Genomic DNA, 16,847 nt, shown 5'->3' with positions numbered 1-16,847 from the left:
TTGCATGCGCATCCATGTTCATTCAATACTCGAGCGACACGTGACCCGAATCACATGAAATCCCCGCGAAGGAGTGAGCATGTCCAGTGCAGAACCTGCGATGTCGTCGCGCGACGAACGGTCGGGCCTGCGTCGTATCGTCGCCGCGTCCATGGCCGGCACGGTCGTCGAGTGGTACGAGTTCTTTCTCTACGGCACCGCAGCCACCCTCGTCTTCAGTAAGGTCTTCTTTCCCGACACCGGCAACGAGCTTGACGGCGTCATCGCCGCATTCGTCACCTACGCCGTCGGTTTCGTGGCCCGGCCGCTCGGCGGCGTCGTGTTCGGTCACTTCGGCGACAAGTACGGGCGCAAGCAGTTGCTGCAGTTGAGTCTCGTGCTGGTGGGAGCGGCCACCTTCCTGATGGGATGTCTGCCGACATTCGGCCAGGTCGGCTACTGGGCGCCCGCGCTGCTCGTCGCCCTGCGGTTCATCCAGGGTTTCGCCGTCGGGGGTGAGTGGGGTGGGGCCGTGTTGTTGGTGGCCGAGCACAGCCCCAACCGATCCCGCGCGTTCTGGGCATCGTGGCCTCAGGCAGGCGTGCCCGTCGGCAACCTTGTCGCGACAGTGGTGCTGCTGGTGCTCACCACCACCTTGCCCGACAGCGCATTCCTGAGCTGGGGATGGCGTATCGCCTTCTGGCTCTCGGCGGTCATCGTGCTGGTCGGCTACTACGTGCGCACCAAGGTGACCGACGCGCCGATCTTCGTCGCCGCACAACGCGAGGCCGAGGAGATCAAGACATCCTCGTTCAGCGCGATCGAGGTGCTCAAGCGTTACCCCCGTGGCGTGTTCACCGCGATGGGCCTGCGCTTCGCGGAGAACATCATGTACTACCTCGTCGTGACCTTCTCGATCACCTACCTGAAGGTCGTCGTGGACGCCGACACCGCCGACATCCTGTGGTGGATGCTCGCGGCCCACGCCGTTCACCTCGCCGTGATCCCGATGGTCGGACGACTGGCCGATCGTCTCGGCCGCCGGCCGGTCTACCTGTTCGGGGCGGTGACGACCGCCGCCTGGGGATTCTTCGCTTTCCCGCTCATGCACACGGGCCATTACGGCGTCATCATGCTGGCGATCATCAGCGGCCTGGTCTTCCATGCCTTCATGTACGCGCCGCAGCCCGCGATGATGGCCGAGATGTTCCCCACCCGAATGCGGTACTCCGGCGTTTCCCTTGGCTACCAGGTCACCTCGATCGTCGCCGGATCGCTCGCGCCGATCATCGCCGCGTCGCTGCTGAGTCGGTTCGACTCGTCGGTGCCGATCGCGATCTACCTGGCCGCGGCCTGTGTCGTCACCATCATCGCGGTGATCGCGGCGCGCGAGACCAGAGGACTGTCCCTGCAGTCGATCGACGACGCCGATGCGGCGCAGTTCCTCCACGTCGCGCCACGCCGGGAAGGGGTGTCGGTATGAGCACGGCGGAGCTTGCCGGGCGACGCGCGTTGATCACCGGTGCGGCGAGCGGCATCGGGCAGGCCTGTGCCCGCGCCCTCGCCGAGCGTGGCGCACACGTCGTCGTCGCCGACATCGACGAGGTCGGTGCCAAACAGGTCGCGGCCGATCTCGACGGTGAGGCGTGGCACGTCGACCTCTGCGACACCGAACAGTTCGATGGCCTCCGGTTGGATGTCGACATCCTCATCAACAACGCGGGTATTCAATCGGTCGCGCCGATCGAGGAGATGGCGCCGGACACCTTTCGCCGGATGCAGCGGGTGATGGTCGAGGCCCCGTTCCTGCTGATCCGTGCCGCGCTGCCGCGGATGTATGGGCGCGGATTCGGCCGGATCGTCAACGTCTCGTCAATCCACGGACTGCGGGCGTCGGCCTACAAGTCGTCCTATGTCACCGCCAAGCACGCGCTGGAAGGGTTGTCGAAAACCGTTGCACTGGAGGGCGCTTCACGTGGGGTCACCAGCAACTGCGTGAATCCCGGCTATGTGGAGACCGCGCTGGTGGCCCGGCAGATCAGCGACCAGGCGCGTGTGCACGGCATGGACGCAGGTGAGGTTGTCGAGAAGGTGATGCTCACCGAGAGCGCCATCAAGCGTCTCGTGCGGCCCAGTGAGGTCGCCGAGTTGGTTGCGTGGCTGGCATCCGACACTGCCGCCATGGTGACTGGCTCGTCGTATCCGATGGACGGCGGGTGGAGTGCCCGCTGAACGGGCGGGGGCCTGGAATGTCGAGGGACGTTCCGTTACCGTTTCGAGACTTGTCATCTCGGTGCGGTATCACTGATGTCCCGCGCGTGCGTGCGTGTCCGATCCCGCCGGTAGTTTTTGGTTACCGGCGGATCTGGCGTAGAGCACGTCCGTGACGGCGGATCAGTGCCCCTGCGACGATCGGTGACGCCATGACCATTGCTCCTTTTCCGACCGATGACCAGAGCGACACGATCCCCGCGATCGACGTCTTCGATGTCATCGGCTCGGCGGAAACGCCCCGGCAGCACACGGTTCCGCTCTACGAGTTCACCGTCGAACGACGCTCTGCGGGCACCGTCTGGCTGCGGGTGACCGGTGAGATCGACCTCGCGGCATGCGGAGATCTGCAGCGCGCGATGACCCGCGCCGGCGCCGGGTACGCCCGGGTGATGGTCGACCTCGCCGACGTCTCCTTCATGAGCCCGCGCGCGGTCGGCACGATTGCCGAGCATCCACTGGTCGCCGCCGGTCGTGTCGACGTCGTCGCCCCGGCTCGCGCCACGCGCCTGCTCTTCGACCTCTTCGGCGCCGGAGGCCTGGTGGTCGACACGCGGTAGTCGCGTTAGCGTGTACCGGCAGGGCCGTGCGCACGGCCTGATCGCGTGAACGCCCGCCCGGCCCGACCGGTGCACGCGATACTGCGTCCATGACCTCGCGACCTACGACATCGCGACCGACGCGCAATAGGGCCAATGCGGTGATGATCCGCAGCATCTACGGCACCACGTCGGTGGAATGGTTCTTGATCTTCGCCATCGGCACGATTTTGGTGACTCGGCTCTACCTGCAGCTCACCGGCTATCCGCAGGTCGGTGGCGGCACGCTGCACATCGCGCACGCCCTGTGGGGTGGTGCGCTGATGATGCTGGCGCTGATCATCGGCTGGCTCTTCTTGGGTCCGGCCACCCGGGTCACCGCGATCGTGATGGGCGGCATCGGCTTCGGGCTGTTCCTGGATGAAATCGGGAAGTTCATCACCAAGAACAACGACTACTTCTATGGACCGTCGGCCGAGATCATGTACATCCTGGTCGTCGCGGTGCTGGTGATCAGTCGTGTTGTCCGCGACGTCAAGAAGCCGACAGTCGCCGAAGCGATGGCCAACGCCGCCACGATCGCCGCCGACGGTATCTCACATGGTCTGCCCGCCCGCAGGCGCCGGCAGGCGGTCGGCTTCCTCGAGGTAGCCAAAGACCGGGGCGCCGACCCGACGGCGATCGGTCACATACGTGGACTGCTGGATGCGAGCGCGGACACGCCGGATCGCCTGATGCGGCTGCGTGATCGGGCGACCGGGCTGATTCCCGACTTCTTCCGCAGCCCGCGCTGGGTGCCGGTGGTGGGGTGGTTGCTGGTGGCCAGTTCGGCATTCACATTTGTCCTCGGAGTCCTCGCCTGGACGTTCAACACGAGGGAGATGGGGGACATCGACCTCTATTTCGAGATCAGCCGCAACCCAACGGCGAACTGGATTCTGTTCGTCAGCGGTATCGCCACCCTCGGGTTGTCGTTGCCGGCGATGATCGCACGTCGTCGCACCGACAGCGTGTGGCCGCTGCGGTCGCTCCGCATGGCCGCCTTGGTGTTCACCGTGACCAACGCCCTGGTCGATTTCGCCCTTGAGGGGTTTGGTGCGTTGATCAATCTCGGTGTCGGGCTGTTCGGCCTGGCGGTCATCAGCTACCACCTCGGACGGCGGACCTCCGCCCACGACAACGCGCGGATCTGACTCTCACACCCGGAAGCAACCACCGTGGATGTCAGTTCCCATGTGGACGCACTCATCCTGGTCGAGCGCCGGGCGTGGTCAACTGGGAAGGTGAGCACTCTCGATCGCGCCGCCGTTGCCGCGCGGATCTCCGGATTTCGACGACACACGGCCGACCTGCCGGACGCACGCTCGGCGGCGGTGGCCATCACCATCGCCGAACAGGACGGACAGCAGGGGATCTGGCTGACCAAGCGGCCCGCAACGATGCGCCGTCACGCGGCGCAGTACGCACTACCGGGCGGGCGACTGGACCCGGGGGAGGACCAGCCGACGGCCGCCTTGCGGGAGTTACACGAGGAGATCGGCGTCGAGCTGCCGGCCGACAGTGTGCTCGGCATGCTCGACGATTACCCGACCCGATCGGGGTTCGTGATCACGCCGGTCGTCTGCTGGTCCGATCAGACGCACGTTCCCGACCCCAACCCGGACGAGGTCGCCCAACTCTTCTTCGTCACGTTCGACGAATTGATGGTCGAGCCGCGATTCCTCACCATTCCGCAATCGGACCGTCCCGTCATCCAGCTGCCCATCGTCGGTGCGTTGGTCCACGCACCGACTGCGGCGGTGATCTATCAGTTTGCCGAAGTCGTCCTGCGCGAACGGCATACCCGCGTCGACGGGTTCGAGCAGCCCGTCTTCGCCTGGCGCTAGGACACCGGATTCGCCACCTCGGTCCTAGGTGTGGCGCCGGGGGTGGTACCAACGACAGCATGACCACGTATGTGATCCACGACATGACCGGAGCCGGCCGATGACGACGGTGGCTGTCGAGCATCGCGGGGAGATCGCCATCGTCACGATGGACCGCCGTGACGCGATGAACGCGCTGAACGCCGCGTTGGTGCGCGATCTCACGGCTGTACTCGACGAGCTGGACCGGGACCAGCACTGTCGCGTGGTGATCCTCACCGGCGCCGGTCGGGCGTTCTGCGCCGGATTGGATCTGCGGGGGTATGGCGACGACGACTCGGTCGACGACGGCGTCATGATCGCGAGTTTTGAACGCCAGCAGGACATCGCCGGTCTGGCGCGCCGTCTGCACGGTCTACGCCAACCGGTCATCGCGGCCGTCAACGGTGCGGCGGCCGGCGGCGGATTGGCATTGGTGTGCGCCAGCGACATCCGGATCGGGTCCACCGACAGCGTCTTCGCGGTCGGCTTCATCCGCGCGGGCTTCTCCGCCTGCGACATCGGGGTGTCTTGGTTGCTGCCGCGACTGGTCGGCACCGGCCGCGCACACGAATTGATGCTGACCGGCCGCAAGTTCGACGCCGACGACGCGTTGCGGTACGGCCTGCTCGTCGACGTCGTCGAGCAGGCCGACCTGCTGGCCGCGGCGATCGCCACGGCCGAATCGATCCTCGCCAACCCGCCGCTGTCGGTCGAGATGACCAAGGTGGGAATGTGGGCGGCGGTCGAGTCGAACTCGTTCTCCGCGACGGTGGAGTTCGAGAACCGACAACAGATGATCACCGCGATGACCGACGACCGGTACGAGGCAACCGCCGCGTTCCTCGAGAAACGACGACCGGAGTACCGACGACGATGACCACTGACCTCTTCGACATCAGCGGCAAGACCGCGCTCGTGACCGGCGGCACCAGCGGGATCGGCGCGATGATCGCGCACGGTCTGGCCGATCGCGGGGCGCGCGTCATCATCGCCGGGCGCAAGGAACCCGCGCTGGCCGAGGCCCGCGCCGCCGGCCTCGGTGCGATCCAGGCCAACCTGTCCACCCCCGAGGGGTGCCGGGAGTTGGCCGCGCAGGTCGGCGCTGAGGTGGATCGGCTCGACATCCTGGTGAACAACGCCGGCGCCACCTGGGGTGCGCCGATCGAGGACTTCCCGGACTCGGCGTGGGACCGGGTCCTTGATCTCAACGTGCAGTCGCCCTTCACCCTCACCCAGGCGTTGCTCCCGCAGTTGCTGGCGTCTGCAACCGTCGACGACCCAGCGCGCGTGATCATGATCGGCAGCATCGACGGCATCCGGGTCCCGCAGACCGAGTCGTACTCCTATTCCGCCAGCAAGGCCGCCGTCCACCAACTGACCCGACACCTCGCCGGACATCTCGGGTCGCGCAACATCACCGTCAACGCCATCGCGCCCGGCCCGTTCGAATCACGCATGATGGCTCACTTCCTCGCCGAACGTGGCGATGAGATCGCGGCCTCCTCTCCGCTGGGTCGTATCGGCCGGGCCGATGACGTGATCGGTACCACGGTGTACCTGACGAGCAGGGCCGGTAGCTACCTCACCGGCGCAGTGATCCCGGTCGATGGAGGGATCTCCACCACGCGCTGACATTGCCCCGGAAGTTTTTTGCCGGCCCGGGAATGTAATCGGACTGCGGTCCGTTTAAGGTGGTGTTGGGTCGAAAGGGCCCACCAGACCCAAGACCACACCCATTGGAGGTATCACCATGACCGCAGCCGTAGCCGCCCCCATCGCAACCGGCACCTGGACCATCGACCCGGCTCACTCGGCCGTCGCGTTCTCCGTCAAGCACCTGATGGTCAGTAAGGTGCGCGGCAACTTCGAGACCTTCTCGGGCACCATCACCATCGCCGAGGACGGCACCCCCTCGGTGCAGGCCGAGATCGACGTCACCTCGATCACCACCGGCAACGATCAGCGCGACGGACACATCAAGTCCGCCGACTTCTTCGACGCCGAGAAATTCCCGAAGGCCACCTTCGTCTCGACCGGCGTGGCTCCCAAGGGCGACGACTACGTGCTCACCGGTGACTTCACCCTGAAGGGCGTCACCAAGTCGGTCGAACTGGACCTCGAGTTCAACGGCACGAACCCCGGCATGGGCCACGGCGCGGTCGCCGGCTTCGAGGCGAGCACCGTCCTCAACCGTAAGGACTTCGGCATCGACATCGACATGCCGCTCGAAGGTGGCGGCGTCGTGGTGGGCGACAAGGTCACCATCACGCTCGAGATCGAGGCCAACCAGCCTGCCTGATCCGATCACGAACGTCCGGCCCGATCGGCCGGAGCGTCGGCCGGCTCCACACCTGAACCCCTCATCCCCCGAGGCCGTGGAGCCGGCCGTTCTGCATGCCGGGGGCATCCGGGACCTCGGTCCCCTGCCCGCCGCCGTCGGTCATGGGTACCCTGCAGGTACCTACCGGCGCAGGAGGTGGCCGTCATGGCGCGACCACTCGGCCACGCCGCCCTGCAACGGGCGTGGCCGTACATCCACGGCGAGGCACTGCCGCGATACCTGTGGGGCCGCCACGGCGGCACCAACGTTCGGGACCTCGCAGAACTGCCCCGCACACAACGCGCCCGCATGTCGCGGCGGGCGACCGCAGCCGCCGCGATCGCGCTGATCGGTACGAACTGTGCGATCGGCATCGAGACCTTTTTGCTGGTGCAGCTGGCGTACAACGGCAGTCAGCTCACCTTGGAGGGCACGGTCGGCGCCCCCAACTTCCCGGCAGTGCTCACCGGCATCATCGTCGGCACGCTGACCAACATGCTGTTCGGCGTCCTACTGATCAAACCGCAGGTCGATTGGTTCGTGAGCGGAATACCCGCCGATCGTGCTCGCCGCGCAGCCATCCGTCACATACCGCGCAATCAGGTGATCGCCACGCTGGCCGCCTGGACCACCGCCGTCGGCTCCTACGCCGTCGTCGCCGACGACCCGTCGTCGTCGCGCACGGCCGGGGTCGCCGCGGCCTTTCTACTCGCGGCGATGTCGAGTTCGTGTATCACCTATCTGTTCGCCGAACGGGCGGCCCGACCGCTGGCGGTAGTCGCCTTCCGTGACTTCCCGGCGCGACACGTCTTTCACGGTGTCCGCAGCCGGATGATCGCGGTGTGGCTGGTGAGCTCCGCCGTACCGATGTTCGGGTTGTTGCTGCTCAATCTCGGGCGATGGTTGGACATGCTCCCGCCGGTCAGCGGTCCGGTCGACTGGACGATCATCATCCTCGGGGTGGTGGCGCTGGTCGCCGGTATCCGGGTGATCACCCTCGTGGGTCGTTCCATCGCCGACCCGCTCAGCGATCTGCACCATGCGGTCACGCGCGTGGACGCGGCCGACTACACCGTCCGGGTGCCTGTCTACGACTCCTCCGAACTCGGCGTGCTGCAGCACGGCTTCAACACGATGGTGATCGGACTCGAGGAGCGCGAGCGGATGCGGCAGCTCTTCGCCCGCCATGTCGGCGACACCGTCGCGGCGCAGGCACTCGAACACGGCGAGGGTATGCGGGGAGTCAACGCGACGGTCGGTGTGCTGTTCGTGGACATCATCGACTCCACCGGTATGGCCGCGCGGCAGGATCCGAGGGTCACCGCTGAGCTGCTCAACGACTTCTTCACCATCGTTGCCGACGTGGTCGACGGCCATCACGGCTTCGTCAACAAGTTCGAAGGCGACTCGGCGCTGGCGATCTTCGGCGCGCCGGTGGAACTCGACGACCCTGCCACGTCGGTACTGTCCGCGGCGCGTGACCTCGCCGATCGGTTGGAGGACGAACTCGACATCGGGTGGGGAATGGGTATCTCCTACGGAACGGTGTTCGCCGGCAACATCGGCGCCGAGACCCGTTACGAGTACACGGTGATCGGCGACGCGGTGAACGAAAGCGCGCGGTTGTCGGATCTGGCCAAACAGTCCGGCAGCTCGGTGATGGCGTCGGGTGCGGCGCTGGCCTGCGCCACCGACGACGAGGCAGGTGAGTGGATTCCGGTGGGGACACGGTCACTGCGCGGTCGCAGTGAGCCGACTCAGGTGTTCGCGCCGCGCTCGATTGCCACGCGCCCGCCGGGAATCTCGATCGGCACGGTGGTGGCCGGTCTGCTCCGGCCGGCGCGCCGGGTCACCGGGCAGTTGTGATCGCTCGTTGACGACGTTGGTCGGAGGCCATAGCGTCGCTGGCAGTCAGCGCACAGCATCGATGGGGAGGCATGATGAGCAAGTGGACGACCGCGGACATCCCGGATCAGACCGGGCGCCGGTTCGTGGTGACCGGAGCCAACAGCGGTCTGGGGGCCGAGACGGCGAAAGCGTTGGCAAAGGCCGGTGCCACCGTGACCTTGGCGTGCCGCAATGTCAACAAGGCACAGCCGGTGGCAGCCGAAATCGGTCCGAATGCGACTGTGGCACAGTTGGATCTGGCTGATCTGGCATCGGTACGGACGTTCGCCGACAGCTGCGATGGTGCCGACGTGCTGATCAACAATGCCGGGGTCATGGCGATTCCGATGCGCCGCACCGCCGATGGATTCGAGATGCAGATGGGCACCAATCATCTCGGACACTTTGCGTTGACCGCGCTGCTACTGCCCAAGATCGCCGACCGAGTGGTCACGCTCTCGTCATCCATGCATCAGATCGGACGCATAGACCTCGATGATCTGAACTGGGAGGCGCGCAGATACCGCCGGTGGCGTGCGTACGGGGACTCAAAGATGGCGAATCTGATGTTCGGCAAGGAGTTGTCCGAGCGGCTCGCCGCGGCGGGGTCGTCGACGAGCTCGATGATCGCGCATCCCGGTTACGCGGCCACAGAGCTACAGGGGCGATCGGAGACGGTCGAGGACGTGTTCATGAAGTTCGGCAACAAGATCTTCGCGCAGAGTGCCGCCGAGGGTGCGCTGCCCACGCTGTACGCCGCGACATCGCCGGACGCCACAAACGGCACCTTTTACGGTCCGACCGAGATGTTCGGCAGCCGCGGGGCCCCGGGTGTCTCCGGATACCACAAGCGTGCTGACGACGCCGGTGTTCGAGACAAGCTGTGGACGATGTCCGAACAGCTCACGAAGACCGACTTCGTGGCCTGAGGAACGAGGCGCCAGCCGAGTGTCACGAAGGGCAGCCGCGCCTACTGGACGTCGAAGGTGATCGCGTTCGAGGCGCCGGAGATGGTGTCGGTGACGCTGATCGAGTACGACCCCGGAGCGCGCAGCGTGTAGGGCTTGACCGACGTGCAATCCTGCGTGCTGAAGAGCTGCGCCTTCTTCGGCACCTTCGGCCCGCTCAACCGGATCTGCATCGCGCATTCGTCGCCGTCGACGACGGGCCCGGCATCGATCGTCGAGTTGTAGCGGACGCCGAGTCGTGAGTTCCGGGGATACACACCCGGGCTGATCGGTTGCGTGTTCGGCGCGTACACCCAGACGTTGATCGACCTCACCCCGTTGGGGGCGTTGTCGCGTCCCAGCTTGCCGTAGTGCTCGATCTTGTCGCCCGAGGAGCCGAGCGCTGAACTACCGGCATCGAGCAGATCCGAACTGCCCGCACTCCCGGAACCGGAACTGCCTGCGCTGCCGAAGACGGAGTCCTGTGGAGCGGCGAGGGCGGGTGCGGCGGAGATTGCGATGGCCACCGCCGCCGATCCGACGGCGAGCGCGGACAAGCGCGACTTGAGACTCACTGACAACCCCCCGATGCGTGGACCTTCTCGTCGATTCAACCACCACCGACCGTGACCATGTTGGCGGGGCGACAAGAACGGGTGAATTTCGGTTGCGCCGATCACCACACGCCGCGGGGGCGGAACTGGACGCTGATGCGTGGGCCGACCCCGGAGGCCTTCGGTACCGCGTGCTCCCAGGTGCGCTGGCAGCTGCCGCCCATCACCAGCAGGTCACCGGGGCCCACCACGAAGCGCACCGACGGGCCGCCGGCGCGTGGACGCAGCAGCAACGGCCGGGGTGAGCCCAACGACACGATCGCCACCATGGTGTCCTCGTGTGAGCCCCGCCCGATCCGGTCGCCGTGCCAGGCAACGCTGTCGGAACCATCCCGGTAGAGGCACAGGCCCGCGGTGGCGAACCCTTCGGGTAACTCGCGGCGGTAATGGCCGCTGAGTGCGTCACGTGCGGCGACGAGCATCGGGTCGGGAAACGATTCGGCGGAATGGTAGGTCGCGACCAGCCGCGGGACGTCGACCACCCGGTCGTACATGCGTCGTCGCTCGGCGCGCCATGCAGTGGCCGTGTGTAGGCGGTCAAAGAGTGCGGCCGAACCGGCGACCCATCCGGGACGTAGATCCACCCACGCGCCGTCCGACAGCACGTGTCGGGACGTGCGGTCGAGCGAGCGCAACTCCGTGTCGGTCGACTGGTCGAACAGCGACCACTGCATACCTGCGGTCATGAACGCGAGCATACCGACTCATGCGAACGCGTGTTCGATATTGTGCGCGTCACGGCGGTGCGCGGAGGGAGGCATTCGACACTCTGGCGACGGACTCGGTGGCGAAATCCGACATTTGTTGTTATCCAGTAACAAGTGGTAGTCACTAACACCTTTGACTGCCGGCGATCCGCCGATCCGAGAGGGAGACGATGGCCTCAATGCTGTTCCGAGTCGGAAGATTCTGCTTCCGACACAAATGGTGGGTGATCGCGACGTGGCTGCTCGCCGCCGTCACGGTGGCCGGTTTGGTGGGCGCGCTGAGCCCGAAGTTCGCGAAGGACTTCAGCCTGCCGGGTACCGACTCCGGTACCGCCACCTCGCAGATCGAGGAATACTTCCCGCAGGTCATGGAGCAGCAGTCGCAAGCGTCGACCAGCGTGCTCGTGGCCGCCGACGACGGGCTGGCCGCGCACACCGATCAGATCAACGCGCTGGTCGAGGACCTCAAGTCACTGCCCGATCTGACCGATGCGAGCACCGTGGTCAACCCGGTGGTGGCCGCGCAGGCCAACCCGACCATCGGCGCGTCGGTCCTCGGCGACGAAGGTCGGGTGGGCCTGATCCAGATCCGCCAGAACATCGAGATCATGGATCTCACCGTCGAGGAGAAGGAGCAGCTGCAGGAGATCCTCGCCCAGCACAGTGGTGATGGCCTGCAGGTGGAGGCCACCGGCTCGCTCATGCAGGTCATGGAGGCCGGTGGGACTGCCGAGCTGATCGGTTTCGCGGTCGCCTTTGTGGTCATGATCGTCGCGTTCGGTGCGCTCGTGGCGGCATTCATCCCGCTGGTCACCGGCCTGGTGGGCGTGATGATCACCATCATGCTGCTCACGCTGTCGGCGGAGTTCCTCAGCATCAACGAGACCGCTACCGCGATCGTCACCATGCTCGGCATCGCCGTCTCGATCGACTACGCGCTGTTCATCGTGTCCCGCTACCGGACCGAGCGCATGCGGGGTGGTGAGCCCGCCGATGCGGCCGGCCGAGCGGTCGGCACTGCCGGATCGGCCGTCGTCTTCGCCGGCCTCACCGTGATCATCGCCGTCGCAGCCCTGATGGTCATCGGCATCCCGCTGATCACCCAGATGGGTATGGGCGCCGCGGTCGCCGTGTTCATGGCGGTGGTCGCAGCTCTCACGTTGATCCCGGCGCTGCTCGGCGCGGTCGGCCGATTCGCCTTCACCCCGCGCATACCGTGGATCAAGCACGCTGAGGAGAGTGCGACCTTCGATACCGTGGGCGTCAAAGTCGGTCGCAGAGTGGTCAATCGGCCGATCCCGTTCATCGTCGCGGGGCTCGCCGTGCTGGCTCTGGCCGCGATCCCGATGTCCAAGATGGAACTCGGCATGTCGCTGACCAGCGACGACGAGGCGCAGGCGCAGACCTTGCTGCAGCGCGGTTTCGGTGAGGGCATCAACGGGCCGCTGCTGGTGGTGCTGCACACCGAAGACGGTGACGTCAGCGCTGCGGCCGACAGTGCCGTGGAACATATCGCGACGCTCGACGACGTGGCCAACGCCGCCACGCTCACCTGGATGGGTAACGGAACACCGCAGCCACAGGTGGGAGCGGACACCGCACTCATCTCGGTGACGCCGATCAGCGCGCCATCGGATGCCGCAACGCACGATCTGATGGAGACGATCCGCGACTACGCGCCCACCGCCGAAGCCGCCGGGGTGGAACTGCATGTCGGTGGGCAGACGGCGATCCTGTCGGATCTGTCGGCCAAGCTCGACAGTGCGCTGATCCCGTATCTGGTGGTCGTGGTCGGGCTGGCATTCCTGATCATGATCGGCGTCTTCCGCTCGATCTGGGTGCCCCTGATCGGCACCCTCGGCTTCATCTTCTCCGTGCTCGCCACCTTCGGCATGACGGTGCTCTTCTTCCAGGAAGGCGCACTGGGCCTGATCGACAACACCAAGCCCATCCTGTCGTTCCTGCCTATCTTCCTGATCGGCGTGGTGTTCGGCCTGGCGATGGATTATCAGGTGTTCCTGGTGACCCGAATGCGCGAGGAGTACATCCATGGGATGTCAGCCAAGGACGCCATCATCGCCGGATACCGGCACGGTGCGCGTGTGGTCACCTCCGCCGCGATCATCATGATCAGCGTGTTCGCCGCGTTCATGCTGGCGCCTGACACCACGGCCAAGATGCTCGGCTTCTCGCTTGCGGTGGCAGTGGCGTTCGACGCCTTCATCATCCGGATGATGGTGGTGCCGGCGATCATCGCTCTGCTGGGTGATCGCGCCTGGGGGCTGCCGAAGTGGTTGGATCGTCTTGTGGTGAACTTCGACATCGAGGGTGGTGCGGTCCGCGACCGCGGGCTCGAACACCTCGATGCCGACAACGAGCGGCAGGCGGTCGCCCCGGCGACCTGATCAGGGAGGTCACCGACAAATGGCCACACCGACGACGTCCCCGGGCTGCGGCCCGGGGCGTCGGATCGGTTTGCGGGAGAAGAACAAGATTCGCACCCGCAAAGCGATCCGCGACGCGGCGATGAAGCTGTTCGCCGAGTACGGCTACACCCACACGACAGTTGAGCAGATCGCGCGCGAGGCAGAGGTCTCTCACACCACGTTCTTCCGGTACTTCGCCTCCAAGGAGCAGGTCGTCATCTCCGACGATCTGGAGGAAGCTCGGCACGACGCAATCGCCGCCATCCCGCCCGGGCTGGGGCATTTCGATCTGCTGCGCCGGTTGATCGGACAGATGTTCCGCATCGGGACCGCCGACGAGTGGGTGAGCAACTCCGCACGCATGCGGCTGATCCAGTCCGAGCCGACGCTGCGAACCGCCTACCAGATCGAAAGCGACAGAGCGATTTCGGAGGCGACAGACTTCTTCGCCGACTACCTGGGCGTGCAGTCCGATGACCTTCGCCTACGGGTGTTCATTGCCGCCGCGGGCGGAGTGATGTTTCACTTCGCACAATCCAGGGATGACCCCACCGACGACGACCTGCTCGCCACCCTGCTCAACGCGGTCGATCTGCTGGAACAGGGTCTGCCGCTCTGAGTGGGAGACCAGTTCGGGCATCGGCTCACGAAAGGACTTCACACCATGGGAAGACTCGACCACAAAATCGCCTTCATCACCGGTGTGGCCCGCGGCCAGGGCCGTGCCCACGCCGTCCGACTCGCAGCTGAAGGGGCGACCATCGTCGGCGTCGACATCGCCGGCCCGTTGCCCGGCGTACCGTATGACCCGGCCACCCCGGAAGACCTCGACGAGACCCGTCGTCTTGTCGAGGAGCAGGGCGCCGCGGCGCACCTGCGGCAATGCGATGTGCGAGATCTCGAGGCGCTCCGGGAGTCCGTCGCCGAGGGCGTCGCCATGTTCGGCGGCTTGGATGTGGTGGTGGCGAATGCCGGCATCTGCATTCCGGAGACCTGGGACGAGGTGACTCCGACCAGCTTCCGCGACGTGATGGACATCAACGTCATCGGCGTGTGGAACACCGTCACGGCGACGGCGCCGCATCTCATCGAGCGAGGTGGCGGATCGGTCATCCTGACCAGCTCGCTGGCCGGTAAGAAGTTGCAGCCCTTCATGGTTCACTACACCACCAGCAAGCATGCGTTGGTGGGGATGACACGGGCTTTCGCTGCGGAGTTGGGCAATCACGACATCCGGGTCAACAGCATCCACCCCGGTGCCGTCGCCACGCCGATGGGCTCCGGACAGATGGTCGCGCGGATCGAGGAGACCAACGCGGCCAATCCGCGCCTGGCCGGCATGGGGATGACCTTCCTCAACCAGTTCGTCGCCGAGCCGTCGGAGATCGCGAACGTCGTCGCGTTCCTCGCCTCCGACGAATCGAAGTTCATCACCGCCGAGCACATCTCCATTGATGGTGGGGCCCAGTACTTCTGACGGTCTCACCGGATCAGTCGGCGCAAGCCTGCGAGCCCGCTGTCCGTTCCTCGTTGGGTAGCGGCGTGCCACGCCATGCACCGCTGCCCCTGTCGCTCGTTGGGTAGCGGCGTGCCACCCCATGCACGGCCGCCCCCCTCGCTGGTTGAGTAGCGGCGCCCGTCCTACGTGCCGCCGCCCCCTTTTCGTTGGTTGAGTAGCGGCGCCCGCCCTACGTGCCGCCGCCCCCTTTTCGTTGGTTGAGTAGCGGCGTGCGAGCTTGCGAGCCCGTCGCGTATCGAAACCACCCCACCCGCTCAAAAATCTTCTGCACTATTTTCAAGAATCTCCTTGACATCGAACTGGTGTTCGACCATAGTGGAGTCATGGGAGCTTCGGGGGATCTCACCACCATCACTGATTCTGTTCGTGACCTGCACTTGGGCGACGATATGTCGGGGCGGGCCGCGTTCGATGCGATGACCGCTCTGGTCACGTTACGTAATCTGATCGACCATCACGCCGCGACGGTGGTCGGCCATCTGGACCGCCTCGGTGTGGCCCGCGACCACGGCCGCAAACTCAGCGAACTGTTGATCGTGATGGGGCTCGCGCCGGCGGTCGCGTCCCGTCTGATCCGTATCACTGCCGCACGCGAGCAGCTACCCACTCTGGCCGCGCATGCCGCCGATGGGGCGATCTCCGCCGAACATGTGGACGCGGTGGGTAAAGGAGTCGATCATGTCGGGAAAAGATCGGCGGAACCGATCGACGATGTAGCGCGTCTAAACATCGTGACCGAACTTCTCGCCCACTTCTTTTCCGGCGCCACGCCCGCCGACATCGGTAAACGTGCGCGTCGTCTGGGTAACCAGGCCGCCGCCGACGCCGGTGGGCTACCGGCATCCGAGGACCGCAACCTCAACACGCTCGTCCACGATGTCGACGGTGACGGACGGCTGCAGGTACGTGCCGACCTCAACACCGAGGTCGGCGAAAAATTCTCGGCCGCAATGGAAGAGTTGGCGGCACCCCGCCCCGAACCCGACGGCTCACCGGATGCCCGCAGCCCCGAACGCCGGCATGCCGACGCCCTCGAAGCGCTCCTGGATATCGCTGCCCGCAGTGGTGATGCGGCGTCGGCACCACGTCACCAGTTATTGGTGTCGGTGCCCGCCGATACTCCCGATTTGGCCGAACTGCCGTTCCTGGGGTCGATCTCCGAAGCCATGTTGCGCACGTTGACCTGTGACACCACTGCGACGGTCGCGATTGTCGATGGTGAGGCGGTGCCGATGGAGATGAGTAAAGACAAACGCCTGTTCCCAGCCCATCTCCGTAAGGCGTTGCACAAGCGCGATGAGTGTTGCATCAAATGCGGCGTGGCGGCCTCCCGCTGCCAGGGCCACCATATCGTGCATTGGGCGGACGGTGGAATCACGGTGTTGGACAACGGATGTCTGCTGTGCCCGTCGTGTCATGCCGACATCCACCACAACGGTTGGGAAGTGATCATGGGTCACGACCGACATCCCTGGCTCATCCCACCCGTCGCTGTCGACCCGACACGTCGGCCGATACCGGCCTACAACCGGCGCACCCTCAACCTCGACAACCTACCCGCCGCCGCCTGAGCCACGCTGACCGGCGAGTAGGTCACGCAGCCACGTCTTCCCACGCACCCGACCCCGGTCGGGACCGCAACCGTCCCTTGAGAACTCCATAGCGTGAAACAACGGCGCCGCAACGGTGTCGCGTACCCGACGGCCACATCGGTTGCACAGCAACCCTTGT

The 16,847-nt window shown here is 65.6% G+C and carries 16 protein-coding genes; 14 read left to right on the top strand and 2 right to left on the bottom strand.

The genetic code is table 11. The annotated features are described in order from the left end of the window. The first annotated feature begins 79 nt into the window (after nt 1-79). The 10 genes from VX037_RS03485 (at nt 80) to VX037_RS03440 (ending at nt 9,832) form a co-directional block, all read left to right on the top strand. A complete protein-coding gene (locus tag VX037_RS03485) occupies nt 80-1,462 on the top strand; it encodes an MFS transporter (protein ID WP_328713214.1) in 1,383 nt (460 codons plus the stop codon). Further along, on the top strand, nt 1,459-2,211 hold the full coding sequence (locus VX037_RS03480) for a 3-hydroxybutyrate dehydrogenase (protein ID WP_328713212.1): 753 nt from the start codon (nt 1,459-1,461) through the stop codon (nt 2,209-2,211). Before VX037_RS03485 ends, VX037_RS03480 begins: the two co-directional genes overlap by 4 nt. A gap of 191 nt (nt 2,212-2,402) precedes the next feature. Further along, complete coding sequence (locus tag VX037_RS03475) at nt 2,403-2,810, top strand: STAS domain-containing protein (protein ID WP_235725791.1); 408 nt, start codon at nt 2,403-2,405, stop codon at nt 2,808-2,810. A gap of 140 nt (nt 2,811-2,950) precedes the next feature. After that, nucleotides 2,951-3,982 carry a hypothetical protein gene (locus VX037_RS03470; protein ID WP_328713255.1) on the top strand — a complete coding sequence of 344 codons (1,032 nt, stop codon included), beginning with the start codon at nt 2,951-2,953 and terminating at the stop codon, nt 3,980-3,982. Between the two features lie 90 nt (nt 3,983-4,072). After that, complete coding sequence (locus tag VX037_RS03465) at nt 4,073-4,675, top strand: NUDIX hydrolase (RefSeq protein ID WP_372475368.1); 603 nt, start codon at nt 4,073-4,075, stop codon at nt 4,673-4,675. 100 nt (nt 4,676-4,775) lie between these two features. Further along, nucleotides 4,776-5,573 (top strand): enoyl-CoA hydratase/isomerase family protein, encoded by a 798-nt coding sequence (locus VX037_RS03460; protein ID WP_287016288.1) that lies wholly within the window; start codon nt 4,776-4,778, stop codon nt 5,571-5,573. Further along, nucleotides 5,570-6,328 carry an SDR family oxidoreductase gene (locus VX037_RS03455; protein ID WP_287016289.1) on the top strand — a complete coding sequence of 253 codons (759 nt, stop codon included), beginning with the start codon at nt 5,570-5,572 and terminating at the stop codon, nt 6,326-6,328. The genes VX037_RS03460 and VX037_RS03455 overlap by 4 nt, the downstream gene beginning before the upstream one ends. Nucleotides 6,329-6,446: 118 nt before the next feature. Next, nucleotides 6,447-6,995: a YceI family protein gene (locus tag VX037_RS03450; RefSeq protein WP_235725793.1), complete on the top strand. Its 549-nt coding sequence runs from the start codon at nt 6,447-6,449 to the stop codon at nt 6,993-6,995. A gap of 186 nt (nt 6,996-7,181) precedes the next feature. Beyond that, on the top strand, nt 7,182-8,882 hold the full coding sequence (locus VX037_RS03445) for an adenylate/guanylate cyclase domain-containing protein (RefSeq protein ID WP_442903632.1): 1,701 nt from the start codon (nt 7,182-7,184) through the stop codon (nt 8,880-8,882). A gap of 74 nt (nt 8,883-8,956) precedes the next feature. Continuing rightward, nucleotides 8,957-9,832, top strand: coding sequence for an oxidoreductase (locus tag VX037_RS03440; protein WP_328713209.1), 876 nt, complete (start codon nt 8,957-8,959; stop codon nt 9,830-9,832). Nucleotides 9,833-9,873: 41 nt separating this feature from the next. Here VX037_RS03440 and VX037_RS03435 read toward each other — a convergent pair whose 3' ends face one another. Together VX037_RS03435 and VX037_RS03430 are read right to left on the bottom strand one after the other, a co-directional pair. Next, a complete protein-coding gene (locus VX037_RS03435) occupies nt 9,874-10,425 on the bottom strand; it encodes a hypothetical protein (RefSeq protein WP_287016291.1) in 552 nt (183 codons plus the stop codon). A 101-nt stretch (nt 10,426-10,526) separates the two neighbouring features. Continuing rightward, nucleotides 10,527-11,150, bottom strand: a complete 624-nt coding sequence (locus VX037_RS03430) for an alpha-ketoglutarate-dependent dioxygenase AlkB (protein ID WP_235725796.1) — start codon at nt 11,148-11,150, stop codon at nt 10,527-10,529. 191 nt (nt 11,151-11,341) lie between these two features. On the opposite strand from VX037_RS03430, the gene VX037_RS03425 reads away from it, so the two are divergent. The 4 genes from VX037_RS03425 (at nt 11,342) to VX037_RS03410 (ending at nt 16,687) form a co-directional block, all read left to right on the top strand. Then, nucleotides 11,342-13,576, top strand: a complete 2,235-nt coding sequence (locus VX037_RS03425; RefSeq protein WP_328713207.1) for an MMPL family transporter — start codon at nt 11,342-11,344, stop codon at nt 13,574-13,576. A 19-nt stretch (nt 13,577-13,595) separates the two neighbouring features. Further along, nucleotides 13,596-14,216 carry a TetR family transcriptional regulator gene (locus VX037_RS03420; protein ID WP_266062670.1) on the top strand — a complete coding sequence of 207 codons (621 nt, stop codon included), beginning with the start codon at nt 13,596-13,598 and terminating at the stop codon, nt 14,214-14,216. 45 nt (nt 14,217-14,261) lie between these two features. Beyond that, complete coding sequence (locus VX037_RS03415) at nt 14,262-15,074, top strand: mycofactocin-coupled SDR family oxidoreductase (protein ID WP_235725799.1); 813 nt, start codon at nt 14,262-14,264, stop codon at nt 15,072-15,074. A 365-nt stretch (nt 15,075-15,439) separates the two neighbouring features. After that, nucleotides 15,440-16,687, top strand: coding sequence for an HNH endonuclease (locus VX037_RS03410; protein WP_328713206.1), 1,248 nt, complete (start codon nt 15,440-15,442; stop codon nt 16,685-16,687). Nucleotides 16,688-16,847 lie beyond the last annotated feature (160 nt).

Origin of the sequence: Gordonia sp. Z-3 (assembly GCF_036233855.1) — a bacterium.
In the GTDB taxonomy this organism is placed as follows: domain Bacteria; phylum Actinomycetota; class Actinomycetes; order Mycobacteriales; family Mycobacteriaceae; genus Gordonia; species Gordonia tangerina.
This window is presented reverse-complemented; position numbering and strand designations above follow the sequence as displayed.

Coding starts and splice junctions, on each gene's coding strand:
- VX037_RS03485 (WP_328713214.1), top strand. CDS start 80: ATGTCCAGTGCAGAACCTGCGATGTCGTCGCGCGACGAACGGTCGGGC.
- VX037_RS03480 (WP_328713212.1), top strand. CDS start 1,459: ATGAGCACGGCGGAGCTTGCCGGGCGACGCGCGTTGATCACCGGTGCG.
- VX037_RS03475 (WP_235725791.1), top strand. CDS start 2,403: ATGACCATTGCTCCTTTTCCGACCGATGACCAGAGCGACACGATCCCC.
- VX037_RS03460 (WP_287016288.1), top strand. CDS start 4,776: ATGACGACGGTGGCTGTCGAGCATCGCGGGGAGATCGCCATCGTCACG.
- VX037_RS03455 (WP_287016289.1), top strand. CDS start 5,570: ATGACCACTGACCTCTTCGACATCAGCGGCAAGACCGCGCTCGTGACC.
- VX037_RS03450 (WP_235725793.1), top strand. CDS start 6,447: ATGACCGCAGCCGTAGCCGCCCCCATCGCAACCGGCACCTGGACCATC.
- VX037_RS03445 (WP_442903632.1), top strand. CDS start 7,182: ATGGCGCGACCACTCGGCCACGCCGCCCTGCAACGGGCGTGGCCGTAC.
- VX037_RS03440 (WP_328713209.1), top strand. CDS start 8,957: ATGAGCAAGTGGACGACCGCGGACATCCCGGATCAGACCGGGCGCCGG.
- VX037_RS03430 (WP_235725796.1), bottom strand. CDS start 11,150: ATGACCGCAGGTATGCAGTGGTCGCTGTTCGACCAGTCGACCGACACG.
- VX037_RS03425 (WP_328713207.1), top strand. CDS start 11,342: ATGGCCTCAATGCTGTTCCGAGTCGGAAGATTCTGCTTCCGACACAAA.
- VX037_RS03420 (WP_266062670.1), top strand. CDS start 13,596: ATGGCCACACCGACGACGTCCCCGGGCTGCGGCCCGGGGCGTCGGATC.
- VX037_RS03415 (WP_235725799.1), top strand. CDS start 14,262: ATGGGAAGACTCGACCACAAAATCGCCTTCATCACCGGTGTGGCCCGC.
- VX037_RS03410 (WP_328713206.1), top strand. CDS start 15,440: ATGGGAGCTTCGGGGGATCTCACCACCATCACTGATTCTGTTCGTGAC.